The following is a 13,679-nucleotide window of genomic DNA, read 5'->3' on the forward strand; positions in this document are numbered from 1 at the left end:
AGAGTCCCTCGTGTCGCCGGGACACCGGCGAGGACGACACACCGGAGGAGGACCACCGTGACCAACCGGGACACCCGCGCCACCCGCGCCCGGATCGCCGCGTCGATCGGCGTGCTCGGCGTCGCCGCGGCCGTCGCGGGCCTGGGCACCCACGGGACCTTCACCGACAGCACGACCCCGGTGGTCACCGATCTCGGCACCGGCGTGCTGTCCATCGCGCTGAGCGAGGCCGCCGACGCCGCCACGGTGTCGCTGTTCGACCACGGGGTCTTCCTGGCCGGGGACTCGGAGAGCTCGGCGATCGACCTGGTCAACGACGGGACGGTCGCGCTCTCGGAGCTGCGGTTGGGCTCGGTCGCGACGTCGTCCAGCGCGCTCGACAGCGACCCGGTGCACGGGCTGCAGCTCACCGTCGAGGGGTGCTCGGAGGACTGGGAGTCCGCCGGCGGGGACTGGACCTGCGGCGGGACGGCGACCCGCTTCTACTCGGGCCCGATCGTGCTCGACGCGGTGCTCGACGGGGCGGGCAGCCTGGCGCCCGGCGGGGTCACGCACCTGCTGCTGACCGCGTCCCTGCCGTCGACGACCGGTGCGGACCTCGTCGAGGGGGCCAGCAGCTCCCTGGACTTCACCTTCAGCGGTGTGCAGCGGGGCGGCGCACCCCGATGAGCCGGCCCTGCACGGCCTGACGACAGCCCCGGGAGCATCGCAGCGAGGAACGAGCGAGGCGCGGACCGGGGCGCGGAGTCAGGCGGTGAGCAGGGTCTGATGGACAGCCGGCGTCTCCATCGCACGGGGGGACGGAGCCGCCGGCCTGCACGACCGGCGACGCCGAGGGGGACGGCGTCGCCGGGCACGGACCACCGGTGTTCCCGCAGGGGACGGGAGCACCGGCCGGCACGACCGGCGACGCCGCGGGGGAACGGCGCGCCGGGCACGACGATCGGGGTTCCCGCGGGGGACGGGAGCACCGATCGAGGGGACCGGCGCCGTCGCGGGGGAGGGCGGTGCCGGTCCCCAGGGGGGACGACGAGGCCGGCCGCGGGGCTCCCGCGGCCGGCCTCGCGGCGTCCGCGGGGCGGCTCAGGCCGAGGACGGCTCGAGCCCGGTGACCGGGTGGTCGACCAGTTCCGCCGACGGCCTGCGCGAGGGGACGGTCAGCCTCGCGCACCCCACGTCGACCAGCGCGTCGAGGGCCGCGGACAGGACCAGCCGGGCGCTCGGGGAGCCCCAGGCGAAGCGGCGGTGCATCGTCCTCCTCCGCGCGGCGCCCCTCCTCACCGGCCGACACCAGGAGACCACGTGCGGAACGCCCACGTTCCGTCACGCGTCGTGTTGAGACGAGCGCTGTTCCGGGGTGCTGCGCCGATTTCCGATACGCGCTACGTTCGGGTGGTGACGGTGGGTGACGAGCTGCGACAGCCGGAGGTCGCGCGGACCCGTACCCGCAGGGGCGGCCGCCGGCTGGACCCGGCGCGGGACGAGGCCATCGCCGCCGCCGTGCTGGAGGTGCTCGGCCGGGAGGGGTGGTCCGGGCTGACGATGGACGCCGTGGCCATGGCGGCCGGCGTGGGCAAGGCGACGATCTACCGGCGCTGGTCCAGCAAGGCCGACCTCCTCCTGGGGGTCATGGACGTCGCCGGCGGGGACCGGGTGACCGCCCCTGACACCGGCGACCTCCGCGAGGACCTCGTCGCCCTGCTGACCGCCGCCGTGGCCCGGCTCTCCGGCCCCGCCGGCCGGACGACGCGCAGCCTGCTGGGAGCGGTGATCGACGACCCGGCGCTCGCCGAGGCCTACCAGCGCGGCCCCCTGGCCAGCTGGGACCTGGCGTGGGCGACGGTGTTCGAGCGGGCGGTCGACCGCGACGAGATCACCCGCGACGCGGCGAGCTCGCTGGCCGTGGAGGTCGGCCCGGCGGTGCTCGCCCTGCGCTGGCTGGTCACCGGGCGGGCCGTCGACGCGGACCTGGTGACCGAGGTCGTCGACGACCTGGTGCTGCCGCTGCTCCGCTGCCCACGGAGGCGAGGCGAGGGGACCTGAGGGTCGCGGCGCCGTCCCCGCGTTTCGGACCGGCGTGAACGGGGCAAGCGGGCGGACCCGACGTCGGGAGGGCCGGGTGAACCTGGAGAAGGTCGTCTTCGGCTTCTTCGTCCTGCTCGCGGCGACCCTGAACTTCGGCTTCTTCATCGGCGACATCGACGACCCCACCGTGCACAACCCCTACGAGCTGTTCGCCGCGGTCGTGGTCAACCTCATCGCGACCGTGCTGAAGTTCGGCGACCGCACCCAGATCGGGGCCGTGCACCTGGCCACCAGCCTGGTCGCCGACCTGCAGCTGATCGGCGCGGCGTTGATGTACGGCTACGCCGTCTACGTCTCGACCGCGGGGATGACCCCGGCGTGGACGGCGAGCGTCGTGTCGTTGTCCGGCGGCGCGCTGCTGGCCAACATCGTCTCCGTCGTCCTCCTGGTGGTCGAGACGGTGTCGTTCCACCGCGGCTGAGGGGAGACCGGCGTGGGCAACCCCCTGCTCACCTTCTGGCGGCAGCTGTTCGGCGTGGAGGAGGACGAGCGGCGGGGACGGCGCACCCTCGTGCGCGCCGCGGCGTCCTCGGCCGCCCAGGCCTCGGCCACGATCTTCCTGGTCATGCGGCGGATGCGCGCGCCGCTGATCGTGCTCATCGGCATCTTCGCCATCAGCGTGCTCGGGCTGACCCTCATCCCCGGGCAGGACGCCGAGGGCCGGCCGTGGGACATGGGCTTCTTCGACGCCTTCTACGTGATGAGCTACACCGCGTCGACGATCGGCTTCGGCGAGATCCCGTACCCGTTCACCTACAACCAGCGGATGTGGGTGACGATCTCGATCTACCTCACCGTCATCGGTTGGGCCTACGCGATCGGGTCCCTGCTCGCGCTGGTGCAGGACCGGGCCTTCCGCTCCGCCCTGGCGCTCCAGCACTTCACCCGCAAGGTCCGCCGCCTGCGGGAGCCGTTCGTGCTCATCGCCGGCCACGGGAGGGCCGGTGAGCTGCTGGGGCACTCGCTCGACGCGCTGGGCCGCAGGTTCGTCGTCCTCGACGTGTCCGACCAGCGCATCGACGACCTGGAGCTGGGCTCGTACCACGCCGACGTCCCCGGGCTGGCCGCCGACGCCCGCGACCCCGGCCACCTCGCCGTAGCCGGCCTCGACCACCCCTGCTGCGAGGCGGTGGTGGCCCTCACCAACGACGAGGAGGCCAACCTCACCGTGGTCATGGCGGCGGCGCTGCTGCGTCCCGACCTGCCGGTGATCGCCCGGGCGACCTCCCGCGGCATGGCCGAGCGGATGCGCGCCTTCGGGTCGCCGAACGTGGTCAACCCCTTCGACCGGTTCGGTGACCACCTGCGGCTGTCGCTGCGCGCACCGGCGTCCTACCAGCTGCTGACCTGGCTGGAGAGCGCGCCGGGGTCGCCCCTGCCGGTGCGCGGCACCCCACCGCGCAGCGGCCGCTGGGTCGTCTGCGGCTACGGGCGGCTGGGCCGGGAACTGACCGGGGACCTGCGGGCGGAGGGCATCCGGGTGACCGTGGTGGAGTCCCTCCCGACCGACGCCGAGACCGACGGCCTGCTGGTCGTCGACGGCTCGGAGCCGGGGGCGCTGGCCGAGGCGGGGCTCGAGGACGCGGTCGGCTTCGTCGCCGGCACCGACAACGACACCGCCAACCTGTCGCTGGTGGCCGCCGCACGGCGGAGCAACCCCCGCCTGTTCGTCGCGGCGCGGCAGAACCGCCCGGCGAACGCCCCGCTGTTCGCGGCGATCGGGGCCGACTCGCTGCTGGTCCCCACCGAGGTCATCGCGCACGAGGTCTACGCCCAGCTGGCGACGCCGCTGCTGTGGCGGTTCCTGCGCGAGATGCCGGCGCGCGGCAACGAGTGGGCGGAGGACCTGATCGACCGGCTGACGGGGCGGTGCGGCCGGCACCTGCAGTCGCTGTGGAAGGTGCGGCTGACCCCCGCCGAGGCGCCCGCGCTCGTGCGGTGGCTGGCGACGCGGGAGGCCCGCCTGGGCGACGTCATGCGCAACCCCGAGAACCGGGACGAGCCGGTGCACGCGATGGTGCTGCTCATCCTCCGCGGCGGTGAGGCCACGCTGGCACCGGACGCGGACTTCCTGCTCCGCCCGGAGGACGAGCTGCTGCTCGCCGGCTGGGGCGCGGCCCGCCGGGCGCTGTCGACCGTCCTGGTCGTGGACGCCACCCTGGAGTACGTGGTGACCGGACGCCGGGTGCCCTCGAGCTGGATCTGGCGGAAGCTCAGCCGCTCGTCGGCGCCCGCCGAGGAGCCGGAGTCGCGGCCCACCGCACCCACACCGTCCTGACGCCCGCGGACCCCCACCCGGGCGGCGGCCGGTGCTTCACTGGACGCCCAGGCGGAGGCCGGTACGTCGGCCACGTCCCGGCGCGGCCGCGACGACCTCCCCCGAGCCGAGCCGCACGGGCGAGGAGCCGCCAGATGGTCACGCCGAGAACGTCCCTGTCAGCCCGGTCCGCCCGGCCGTGCGTCGCCGGCGACATCGGCCCGGAGCGCCGGGAGATCGAGTGCGAGCCGGTGACCGAGCCGACCGCCGCCCCGGCCGAGCCGGCGCCGGCGGCCCCGGTCCCGGCTCCGGCGGCCCCGGCCCCGGCGTGACGGCCGCGGCCGACCCGCCCCCGGACCCGCCCACGCTGGTCGCCGGGGAGCTGCGGGGCTACCGGCGCTTCCGGCTGGCCGAGGACGGGCTCCGGCCGCCGGTGCACGTCGGCACGGGCCCCTGGAGCGGGGAGGTGCACTCCGCGCGGTGCACCGTCGACGAGGCGCACGTGCCGCCGGCGCGGGGGTGCGGCTGCGGCCTCTACGGCTGGTACCACCCGAGCCACACCGGGCTGGGCGCCGGGTGGGGGGACGTGACGGCGGTGATCGCCGCCCGCGGCCGCATCGTCCTCGGTGACACCGGGTTCCGGGCCGCCGCGGCGCGGGTCGAGGCGGTCAGCCTCCCTCGCCGCACCCGCCTGCGCCGGCGCCGGTGCGAGCGGCTGCTGGCCGAGCGGTACCCCCGGGCGGCCGTCTACCGGTCCCGGCGCCGCATGCTGCGCCGGCACCCGCCCGAGGACCTGTCCGCGCTCGGGATCACCGTCCGCCCCAGCCGGGCGCCGTGCTACCGCTGGGCGGCCCTCGCCGTGTGGCTGGCCGGCGTCGCGGCGCTGTGCTCGGTGGCGGTGCTCCCGCGGAGGACGCTCGCCGCGATGGGCCCGGCCGAGTGGCTGGCCGCCCTCGCCGGCTTCCTCCTGTGGCAGGGGACCCTGGTCTGGCTGGTGTTCCGGGGGTCGCCGCCGCCGGGAGGCCGGGACGCGGGTCCGGCCGGTCAGGCGCCGCGGTAGGTGCCGAGCGTCCAGAGGTTGCCGTCGGCGTCGCGGACGTCGAACTGGTGGGACCCGTAGTCGGTGTCGTGCAACTCGCGCAGGACCTCGACGCCGTCCATCCCGCGGACCCGTTGCCAGACCGCGTCGACGGTGGCCGGGTCGGCCGCGACGACGTAGACGCCCTGCGGACCGAGGCCGCCCCAGTCCCCGGGCTTGCCGCGGCTGCCGAACATGACGCCGCCGCCGTCGGGCCAGCGGGCCTCGGCGTGCTCGACGGTCCCGTCCTCGCTGCGGTGGCAGGCCGTGACCACGAAGCCGAGCCCCTCGGTGAGGAAGCGGATGCCGGCGTCGACGTCGGTGAAGCCGACGCTGGGCCAGACGGTGGGGGCGGGACGGTCGGTGCCGGTGGACTGGGCGGGTGCGGTGGGGATCTCGGTGGTCATGTCCGGGAGGGTGCCTCCGCGGCGGCACCGGTGTCTTGGACGAATGGGAGCTCCTCGCGCAGCCAGGTGCCCACGCTGCACCCGGCCAGCGCCCGCCACTCGCGGGCCAGGTGCGGCTGGTCGGCGAACCCGCAGCGCGCGGCGACCTCGGCCAGGGACGGGCGCCCGGGAGCGACCAGCAGTCGCCGGGCGGTCTCGAAGCGGGCGATCCGCGCGACCTGCTTGGGGGTGAGCCCGGTCGCGAGCCGGAACCGCTCGGTGAGGTGCCGCCGGCTCCACCCGACCGACGCGGCGAGGTCCTCGACCCGGCAGCGGCCGGAACTGCGGTGCAGCAGCCGCCAGGTCTCCCGCACCTCCGGCGGGACCGGGTCGGGAGTGCCGTCGAGCCGGTCCAGCAACGCGGCGTCGAGCCGGGCGAACCGCTCGGCCCAGCCGGGGGCCTCGGCGAGCTGGTCCACCAGCCGTTCGGCGGCGGCGCGACCGAGGACGTCGCCCAGGTCGACCGCGCGCTCGCCGAGCTCGCCCGCGGGCAGGCCGAGCAGGGCGCTCGCCCCGAGCGGGGTGAGCCCGTACTGCAGTCCGTCCTGCGGGCGGCTCGCGTCGATCAGCGCGGGCCGGGTGTGCAGGCCCCCGACCACGGCGTGGGCGGCGACCGCGCCCCCGAGGCCGGTGAGCCGCAACGGCGCGGCCAGCTCGACGACCAGCGTCAGGTGGCGGGACGGCAGCCCGCGGTGCACCCCGGTCGGGTTGGCCTCGACCCGGTAGCCGTGCGCCTCGGCGACGAAGGGCCGCAGCGGCGGCGGCACGCGGTGCTGCACGAGGAGCACGGGTCCGCGACCTCCCGCTTGCTACCGGCCGGTGGTCCGGTCATCCTGCCCACCGGCCGCCCGGAGGGGGAGGCGTTCCCGCGGGGACGCTCACACGACCCCGGAGACGACGAAGCGGCCCCGCCCCGGAGGGCGGAGCCGCTGGTCGATCCAGGTGCGCCATCAGGGACTCGAACCCCGAACCCGCTGATTAAGAGTCAGCTGCTCTGCCAATTGAGCTAATGGCGCGTGTCGTCCGGCTCGGCCGGCAACGAGGGGAAACGATACCAGCGCCGTCGCAGGTGCCGTCGGGGTGGTCCCCGGCCCGGCGTCCGCCCCCGTTCCGGTTCCGGCATGGACACTGGGACGACGGTGCAGGCGGCCGGGGCGGGGGACGGCTGCCGACGAGGGAGAGGGACACGCATGCGACGGACGGCCGCGCTGGTCACGGCGGGGGCACTGGCCCTGCTGACCGGGTGCCAGGGCAGCGACGGCGGCGGGTCGGCGAGCGCCGCGCCCACCGCGACGGCCGCGCCGGCCCCGCCGGCCACGGTCGAGGTGTCCCCGGCCGACGGCTCGGCCGACGTCTCGCCGACCGTTCCGCTGGAGATCTCCGTCACAGACGGCGAGCTCACCGACGTCACCGTCGTCGACGGGGGCGGCGCGGCGGTGACCGGGTCGGTCGCGGACTCGCCGGACGACCCGGCCACCGACGTCTGGACGCCGGACACCCCGCTGGCCTACGCCGCCAGCTACACCCTGACCGCGACCGCCGAGGGCGCGGACGAGCAGCCGGTGGAGGCCTCCACCACGTTCACCACCGTCGACCCGGGCACGGTCACCACGCCGTCCATCGGGCCGCTGGACGGGCAGACGGTCGGCGTCGGCATGCCGATCCGCGTCTACTTCGACGAGCCCGTCACCGACAAGGCGGCCGTCGAGAGCCACCTCCAGGTGACCAGCTCCACGCCCACCGACGGCGTCTGGAACTGGTTCAGCGACACCGAGGTGCACTTCCGGCCGTCCCAGTACTGGCCGGAGAACACCGACGTCACGCTCGAGGCCGACCTCTACGGCGTCGACTTCGGCAACGGCGTGTGGGGGGAGAAGGACCGCACCGTCTCCTTCCGCATCGGGGAGCGGCACGTCTCGATCGCCGACGCGTCGACGCACACCATGGAGGTCTACGACGGCGACCAGCTGGTGCAGACCTGGCCGATGAGCGCCGGCAGCCCGGACAACCCGAGCTACAACGGGGCGCACGTGGTGACCGAGCTCAACCGCAACCGGGTCATGGACTCCAGCACCTACGGCGTTCCGGTCGACAGCCCCGGCGGCTACCGGACGCCCGTGGAGTACGCCGTCCGCATCTCCGACAGCGGCGAGTTCGTGCACGCCGCGCCGTGGTCGGTGGCCCAGCAGGGGCGGGAGAACGTCTCCCACGGCTGCATCAACCTCTCCACCGACCGGGCCGCCTGGTTCTTCGACTTCTCGCAGCCCGGCGACGTCGTGGAGATCCGCGGCTCCAGCGCGGGCACGCTGCGCTCCGACATCTACGACTGGACCATCCCGTGGGAGGAGTGGCAGGCCGGCAGCGCGCTCACGTGAGCTGACCTGCGCCTCGGCGTTTCCGCGACCGGCCGGAGGGGAATCGATCACCCCGGTCCCGAGTGGAGGAGATGGCCGTGGACACCTGGGTGATCGTGCTCATCGTCGTGGTGGCGGTGGTGCTGCTCGCACTGCTGGCCCTCACCCTGGCCAAGCGCAACCGGATCAACGGCGCGAAGAAGCGCGAGCAGGCGCGTGAGCACCTGCGCGAGGCCCAGCTGCGCGGCGCCCAGGCGGAGAAGGAGCGGGCCGCCGCCGAGGAGCAGGCCGCCCGCGCCCGGCGGGAGCGGGCGGAGGTCGAGGAGCGGACCCGGCTGGCCGAGCAGGAGGCGCAGCAGCGCGCGGCGCAGGCCCAGGAGCACGCCTCGGCCGCCGACCAGCTGCGCGCCAAGGCCGAGAAGCTCGCGCCCGGGCTCGCCGAGCAGCACGGTCGCGGCGACCACCACGGTCGGCACGCCGACGGCACCTCCGCCGACGGCACGCCCGCCGACGGCCGCTACGCCGGCGGCCAGACCGCCGGCCCCGACCAGCCCGCGGGCGGCGCGACCCGCCGCTGAGTTCTCGCCCCTCGGACGGTCTCCACGTCCGAGGGGCGATCTCTGCGCCCTGCCGTCGACCCGGAGGGCGCCATGACCGACCTGCTCGCCATCGGTACGCGCAAGGGCCTGTGGTTGGCCCGCAGCGACGACGACCGCCGCACCTGGACGCTGGGGGAGCCGCACCTGCTCGCCCAGGAGGTCGCCGCGGTGTCGATCGACACCCGCCGACCCACGCCACGGGTCCTCGCAGGCATCCAGTACGGGCACTGGGGGCCCACGGTCATGCGGTCCGACGACCTGGGCGCGAGCTGGCAGGAGACCGAGGCCGGCGCCATCCGCTTCCCCGAGGACACCGGCGCCGCCCTCGCCCGCGTCTGGCAGCTGCGTCCCGACAGCCCCGATCGGCCCGACGTCGTGTGGGCCGGGTGCGAGCCGCACTCGCTGTGGCGCAGCACCGACGGAGGCTGCACGTTCGAGCTGGTCCGCGGCCTGTGGGACCACCCGCACCGACCGACCTGGGAGCCCGGGGGCGGGGGAGGGGCGGTGCACACCGTGCTGCCCGACCCGGCGTCGGACCGGGTGACCGTCGCGATGAGCACGGGCGGGGTCTACGTCAGCGAGGACGGCGGGAACGGGTGGACGCCGCGCAACTCCGGGATCAGCGCCGTCTTCCTGCCCGAGCCCCCGCCGGAGTACGGCCAGTGCGTGCACAAGGTCGCCGTCGACGCGGCCGGCCCGGACCGCATGTACGCGCAGAACCACTTCGGCGTCTTCCGCACCGACGACGCAGGGAGGGCCTGGACGTCGATCGCCGGTGGCCTCCCGGCCGACTTCGGGTTCCCGATCGTCGCCTCGCCGTCCACGCCCGGGACGGCGTGGGTGGTGCCGCTGGTCGCGGACATGCAGCGGGTCCCACCCGGGGGCCGGTTGCGGGTGCACCGCACCCGGGACGCCGGCGAGACCTGGACCGAGCTCGGAGAGGGGCTGCCCGACCGCTCCTGGGCCGCGGTGATGCGCGACGGGTTCTGCGCCGACACGGCCGACCCGACCGGGCTCTACGTCGGCACGCGGGACGGCTGCGTCTACGCGAGCTCCGACGAGGGCGACACCTTCACCCTGGTGGCCGACCACCTGCCCGACGTGCTGGTGGTCCGCGCGGCGCGGATCGACGGATGAGCGTCGAGGTGGTGCTGCCCGGCGTGCTGGCCGACCTCGCCGGTGGGGCCAAGCACCTGCAGCTGGAACCGGGCGGCGGCACCCTCCGGGAGGTGCTGGACACGCTCGCCGCCGACCACCCGCTGCTGGACCGCCGCATCCGCGACGAGGCGGGCGGGATCCGGCGGTTCGTCTACGTCTACGTCGACGGCGACGACGTCCGGTTCGCCGGCGGGCTGGGCGCGCCGGTGCCCGACGGCGCCGTCGTCCAGGTGCTGCCGTCGGTGGCCGGCGGCTGACCCGGGCGCCCGGCCGGCAGGCTCAGAGCGCGGCCAGGGTGGCGCACTCGGCGCACAGCTGGGAGTGCTCGTAGCCCTCCGGTGGCCACACGGTCTGCTCGTCGACCGCGACGTAGGCGCCGCACAACGCCTTGCGGCTGCGGCCGGTGACCCGGCCGATCGTGGCGTGCGCCGGCCCGATCTGCCGGGGCTGCAGGCCCTCGGGGCTGCCCACCGAGCCGACCATCACGACGGCGTGAGCGGTCCCGTAGGAGTAGGCGAGAGTCATGGCCCCAGCGTCGTTCCGCCCGCCGGGGCCGACCAGCACCCCGGCGGGCGTGTTCGGCGCACCCGCCACAGCCGTCCCACCCGGCACGGGACGGTGCCGCGGTCACCGGCCCGGAGGGGACGACGCCGACGTCACCGCGAGGGCGCCCGGCGGTGTGGTGTCCGGGCCCGCGGCCGTCGTGAAGCTCCACGAGGCCCCGGGGAAGCGGTTGCCGGCGGCGTCCCGCACCCCGGTGGTGACCGACACCGTGTAGCGGGTGCCCGGGGAGAGGTCGACGGTGGGGTCGAGGGCGACCGAGGCCGTGGCCGGGTCGATCCTCAGCTCGGCGGGCACGGCCCGGCCGCTGGCCGACCGCAGGCTCACCGAGGAGCCGGTGAGGCCGGTGACCGGCTCGCTGAACACGAGGCCGACGAGCGCGTCGGGGGCGACCCCGGTGGCGCCGGACGCCGCGCTCTGCCCGGTGAGGGTCGGGCGCACCCGGTCCGGCGGCGGAGGGCCCTCGGTGGTGAAGCTCCACGTCGTGGCGGTCAGCGGGTGGCCGGCCGCGTCGCGGACCCCGTCGGTGACACTCACCGCGTACGTGGTGCCGGCGGCGAGCGGCGCGGCCGGGTCCAGGGTCGCCACCCGGGTGCGCACGTCGTAGCGGACCGAGGCCCGCACGGCGCCGACGCCCGCGGCCCGCAGGCCGACCGTGGTGGCGCTGACCCCGCTGACCGGCTCGTCGAACGTGATCCGGACGTCGTCCTCGCGGGGCGCCCCGGTGGCCCCGGGTGCCGGGGTCCGGGCGCTGATCGTGGGGGTGGCGGTGTCCACGGTCGGCGCCGCGGCGGTCGTGAACGACCAGGACACCGGGGCCAGCAGGTTGCCCGCCGGGTCCCGGACCTCACCGCCGAGGCCGGCCGTGTACCGGGTGCCCGCGGCCAGCTCCGCCGTCGGGACGAGGACCGCTGCGCGGGTGGCGCTGTCGTACCGGACCGCGGCGGGGACGGCGGCGCCCCCGCCGTCCGGGCGCAGCACCAGGGTCGTCGGGTCGACACCGGTGACCGGCTCGCTGAACGTGGCCGTGACCGTCGCGTCCCGCGGCACGCCGGTCCGGCCGTCGGTGGGCGTGGACCCGGTGACGGCCGGGACGGTGGTGTCGGGTGCCGGCCCGGTGGTGAAGGTCCACGAGGACCGGGCCAGGGCGTTGCCGGCCGCGTCGCGGATCCCCTCGGCCACGGTCGCCACGAGGGTGGCCTCGGGGGCGAGCAGGTCCTCCGGGTCGAGGGTCGCCACCCGCGTGGCCGGGTCGTAGGTGACCGTCGCCGGCACCGCGCCGTCCGGACCGGTGAGGGTGAGGGTCGTGCCGTCGACCCCGCTGACCGGCTCGCCGAACGTCGCGGTGACCGGTGCGTCCAGGGGCACGCCGGTGACCCCGGACGCGGGGGCGGTCGCGGTCGCCACCGGGGCCGCCGTGTCCGCGGCCTGCGAGGGGACGGTCTCGCCCGGCTCCCCGGGCTCCGGGGCCGCCGTGTCCGGGGACTGCGAGGGGACGGTCTCGGCCGGCTCCTCGGGCTCCGGGGCCGCCGTGTCCGCGGCCTGCGAGGGGACGGTCTCGGCCGGCTCCTCGGGCTCCGGAGCCGCCGGCGCGGCAGCCGTGTCCGCCGGCGCGGGGGTGCCGGTGTCCGTGTCCGCGGGCGTGGGGGTGTCGGTGACGCCGTCGGTGGGGTCGGTCCCGGGGTCCGCCGGCGTGGGGGTGTCCGTGGCGCCCTCGGAGGAGTCGGTGTCCGTTTCCGTCGGCGCGGGCGTGTCGCCGTCCGGCAGGGGGGTGGTCCCGCCGTCCGGCGGCGGGGTGTCGCCGCCGGCCGGGGAGCCCTCGCACCCCTCGGCCGGACCGGGGGTCTCGGCCGGCCCGCTGACGTGCATGGTCGCGACCGGCTGCAGCTCGTCGGGTGGTGCCGTCTCGTCGGGCGATGCCGTCTCGTCGGGCGATGCCGTCTCGCCGGGCGAGGCTGCCGCGTCAGGCGGTGCAGTCGCGTCGGACGCCGGCTCCTCGGACGACGCCGGCTCCTCGGGCGACGGCGGGTCCTCGGGAGACGACGGCTCGTCGGGCGGCGTCTCGACCGGCGCCCCGTCGGCCGTTCCCTCGACCGGCGGGAGGTCGGTTGCGGTCCCGGCGGACGGGATCTCGGCGTACTGGTCGTGACCGACGCCGTGGCCGTTGCCGAGCAGCACCGCCCGCCGCTGCTCCAGCGCGAGGTCCTCGTCGTTGCGCGAGCCGGTGAACGGCGTCCGGTAGCGGATCTGGAAGCCGCCGTCCGGATCGGTGGCGGCCACCTCGTCCGGGTCGATCCGGTACCCGCCCGTGTCGTTGTGGAACTGGTCGGCCGTGAGCTCGGCGACCGGGATCGGCTCACCGTCGGCGTACCGGGCCACGCCGGACACGAGCACGTCGCCGGTGACCGGGTCCAGGAACGGGGTGCCGGTCCACCGCAGGTCGTCGACGGTGACCTCGTCGACGTCGTCCGGCGTGGTGACGACGACCCGGTCGCCGGGGCGGATGTCCGGGGTCTGCACGTCCCAGCAGTCGCCCGGCTGCGCAGCGGCGCCCGCCGGCCCGCGGTTGACGGCCAGCCCGGTGCCCCCCGCGAGGAGACGGGCCGGCCCGCTCGCCCGCCCGAGGACGAGGTCCCCGCCGGTGGCCGGGTCCCGGCGCAGCACCTCCACGACCAGCGGTGTCCCCTCGGGGTACCCGGACACGGCCACGGCGTCCGCGGCGGCGGAGACGGTGACGTGCTCGCCCTCGTCCACGCCCGGGCCGGTCAGGGACGCCCGGGCCGGCGTGGCGCCGAGCAGGTCCTGGCCGATCAGGGCGAGGGCGGTGCCGGCCACCACCGTCGCGACGGCGCCGCGGTGGGTGCGACGGGGAAGGGACGAGCTGGGCATCGCGGCTCCCGGGTCCTGCGCGGTCCTGGGCTCCCTGCCGACGACGCGTGGCCGTCCGTCGTCCCGGACGGCCGCGCCGCGACCGCTGGACCGACCCTGACCGGTCGCGGCCGCCCGCGGATCCCGAGTCGAGGGGGTGTCGGGTCCCCGAACTAGGGGGGTGCGGCCGCCGGACGGACGAGGAGTCCGGTGACGAGCGCACCACTCTCGGTTCGCCCACCGACGGTCGTGCCGCGCGGTAGGTTCCGCGGC

15 protein-coding genes and 1 tRNA gene are annotated in these 13,679 nt (G+C 76.2%); 10 read left to right on the forward strand and 6 right to left on the reverse strand.

The window, feature by feature from the left end; all coding sequences use genetic code 11:
* Window positions 1–57: 57 nt before the first annotated feature.
* A complete protein-coding gene (locus ACI79I_RS00805; protein ID WP_456990089.1) occupies window positions 58–669 on the forward strand; it encodes a hypothetical protein in 612 nt (203 codons plus the stop codon).
* A 414-nt stretch (window positions 670–1,083) separates the two neighbouring features.
* Here the strand turns inward: ACI79I_RS00805 and ACI79I_RS00810 are convergent, their stop codons facing one another.
* The gene (locus tag ACI79I_RS00810; protein ID WP_456990091.1) at window positions 1,084–1,251 is read right to left on the reverse strand and encodes a hypothetical protein; all 168 of its coding nucleotides are present in this window, start codon (window positions 1,249–1,251) and stop codon (window positions 1,084–1,086) included.
* 144 nt (window positions 1,252–1,395) lie between these two features.
* On the opposite strand from ACI79I_RS00810, the gene ACI79I_RS00815 reads away from it, so the two are divergent.
* From ACI79I_RS00815 to ACI79I_RS00835, 5 genes are all read left to right on the forward strand, one after another.
* A complete protein-coding gene (locus ACI79I_RS00815; protein WP_456990093.1) occupies window positions 1,396–2,043 on the forward strand; it encodes a TetR/AcrR family transcriptional regulator in 648 nt (215 codons plus the stop codon).
* Between the two features lie 76 nt (window positions 2,044–2,119).
* Window positions 2,120–2,506: a DUF6394 family protein gene (locus ACI79I_RS00820; protein WP_456945993.1), complete on the forward strand. Its 387-nt coding sequence runs from the start codon at window positions 2,120–2,122 to the stop codon at window positions 2,504–2,506.
* A 12-nt stretch (window positions 2,507–2,518) separates the two neighbouring features.
* On the forward strand, window positions 2,519–4,363 hold the full coding sequence (locus ACI79I_RS00825) for a potassium channel family protein (RefSeq protein ID WP_456990096.1): 1,845 nt from the start codon (window positions 2,519–2,521) through the stop codon (window positions 4,361–4,363).
* A 134-nt stretch (window positions 4,364–4,497) separates the two neighbouring features.
* Window positions 4,498–4,674 carry a hypothetical protein gene (locus ACI79I_RS00830; protein ID WP_456990098.1) on the forward strand — a complete coding sequence of 59 codons (177 nt, stop codon included), beginning with the start codon at window positions 4,498–4,500 and terminating at the stop codon, window positions 4,672–4,674.
* Window positions 4,671–5,402 (forward strand): hypothetical protein, encoded by a 732-nt coding sequence (locus ACI79I_RS00835; RefSeq protein WP_456990100.1) that lies wholly within the window; start codon window positions 4,671–4,673, stop codon window positions 5,400–5,402. Before ACI79I_RS00830 ends, ACI79I_RS00835 begins: the two co-directional genes overlap by 4 nt.
* Here the strand turns inward: ACI79I_RS00835 and ACI79I_RS00840 are convergent.
* From ACI79I_RS00840 to ACI79I_RS00850, 3 genes are all read right to left on the reverse strand, one after another.
* Window positions 5,387–5,827, reverse strand: coding sequence for a VOC family protein (locus ACI79I_RS00840; protein ID WP_456990102.1), 441 nt, complete (start codon window positions 5,825–5,827; stop codon window positions 5,387–5,389). The two genes, ACI79I_RS00835 and ACI79I_RS00840, sit on opposite strands and share 16 nt — an antisense overlap.
* On the reverse strand, window positions 5,824–6,654 hold the full coding sequence (locus ACI79I_RS00845; protein WP_456990104.1) for a helix-turn-helix domain-containing protein: 831 nt from the start codon (window positions 6,652–6,654) through the stop codon (window positions 5,824–5,826). Before ACI79I_RS00845 ends, ACI79I_RS00840 begins: the two co-directional genes overlap by 4 nt.
* Before the next feature lie 155 nt (window positions 6,655–6,809).
* A tRNA-Lys gene (locus ACI79I_RS00850) sits at window positions 6,810–6,882 on the reverse strand.
* A gap of 174 nt (window positions 6,883–7,056) precedes the next feature.
* Here ACI79I_RS00850 and ACI79I_RS00855 point away from each other — a divergent pair.
* The 4 genes from ACI79I_RS00855 (at window position 7,057) to ACI79I_RS00870 (ending at window position 10,234) form a co-directional block, all read left to right on the forward strand.
* Window positions 7,057–8,241 (forward strand): L,D-transpeptidase, encoded by a 1,185-nt coding sequence (locus ACI79I_RS00855; protein WP_456990107.1) that lies wholly within the window; start codon window positions 7,057–7,059, stop codon window positions 8,239–8,241.
* Between the two features lie 71 nt (window positions 8,242–8,312).
* Complete coding sequence (locus ACI79I_RS00860) at window positions 8,313–8,798, forward strand: hypothetical protein (protein WP_456990109.1); 486 nt, start codon at window positions 8,313–8,315, stop codon at window positions 8,796–8,798.
* A 72-nt stretch (window positions 8,799–8,870) separates the two neighbouring features.
* Window positions 8,871–9,956: an exo-alpha-sialidase gene (locus tag ACI79I_RS00865; RefSeq protein WP_456990111.1), complete on the forward strand. Its 1,086-nt coding sequence runs from the start codon at window positions 8,871–8,873 to the stop codon at window positions 9,954–9,956.
* Window positions 9,953–10,234, forward strand: coding sequence for a MoaD/ThiS family protein (locus ACI79I_RS00870; protein ID WP_456990113.1), 282 nt, complete (start codon window positions 9,953–9,955; stop codon window positions 10,232–10,234). The genes ACI79I_RS00865 and ACI79I_RS00870 overlap by 4 nt, the downstream gene beginning before the upstream one ends.
* A 22-nt stretch (window positions 10,235–10,256) precedes the next feature.
* Here ACI79I_RS00870 and ACI79I_RS00875 read toward each other — a convergent pair whose 3' ends face one another.
* Together ACI79I_RS00875 and ACI79I_RS00880 are read right to left on the reverse strand one after the other, a co-directional pair.
* Window positions 10,257–10,502 (reverse strand): hypothetical protein, encoded by a 246-nt coding sequence (locus ACI79I_RS00875; RefSeq protein WP_456945983.1) that lies wholly within the window; start codon window positions 10,500–10,502, stop codon window positions 10,257–10,259.
* A 102-nt stretch (window positions 10,503–10,604) separates the two neighbouring features.
* Window positions 10,605–13,427, reverse strand: a complete 2,823-nt coding sequence (locus ACI79I_RS00880; protein ID WP_456990115.1) for an Ig-like domain-containing protein — start codon at window positions 13,425–13,427, stop codon at window positions 10,605–10,607.
* Between the last annotated feature and the right edge of the window lie 252 nt (window positions 13,428–13,679).

The organism is Geodermatophilus sp. SYSU D01105 (assembly GCF_054050095.1).

Excerpts from the sequence above, each read along its gene's own strand:
- ACI79I_RS00810 (WP_456990091.1), bottom strand. The coding sequence starts at position 1,251 with ATGCACCGCCGCTTCGCCTGGGGCTCCCCGAGCGCCCGGCTGGTCCTG.
- ACI79I_RS00830 (WP_456990098.1), top strand. The coding sequence starts at position 4,498 with ATGGTCACGCCGAGAACGTCCCTGTCAGCCCGGTCCGCCCGGCCGTGC.
- ACI79I_RS00840 (WP_456990102.1), bottom strand. The coding sequence starts at position 5,827 with ATGACCACCGAGATCCCCACCGCACCCGCCCAGTCCACCGGCACCGAC.
- ACI79I_RS00855 (WP_456990107.1), top strand. The coding sequence starts at position 7,057 with ATGCGACGGACGGCCGCGCTGGTCACGGCGGGGGCACTGGCCCTGCTG.
- ACI79I_RS00860 (WP_456990109.1), top strand. The coding sequence starts at position 8,313 with ATGGCCGTGGACACCTGGGTGATCGTGCTCATCGTCGTGGTGGCGGTG.
- ACI79I_RS00865 (WP_456990111.1), top strand. The coding sequence starts at position 8,871 with ATGACCGACCTGCTCGCCATCGGTACGCGCAAGGGCCTGTGGTTGGCC.
- ACI79I_RS00870 (WP_456990113.1), top strand. The coding sequence starts at position 9,953 with ATGAGCGTCGAGGTGGTGCTGCCCGGCGTGCTGGCCGACCTCGCCGGT.
- ACI79I_RS00875 (WP_456945983.1), bottom strand. The coding sequence starts at position 10,502 with ATGACTCTCGCCTACTCCTACGGGACCGCTCACGCCGTCGTGATGGTC.
- ACI79I_RS00880 (WP_456990115.1), bottom strand. The coding sequence starts at position 13,427 with ATGCCCAGCTCGTCCCTTCCCCGTCGCACCCACCGCGGCGCCGTCGCG.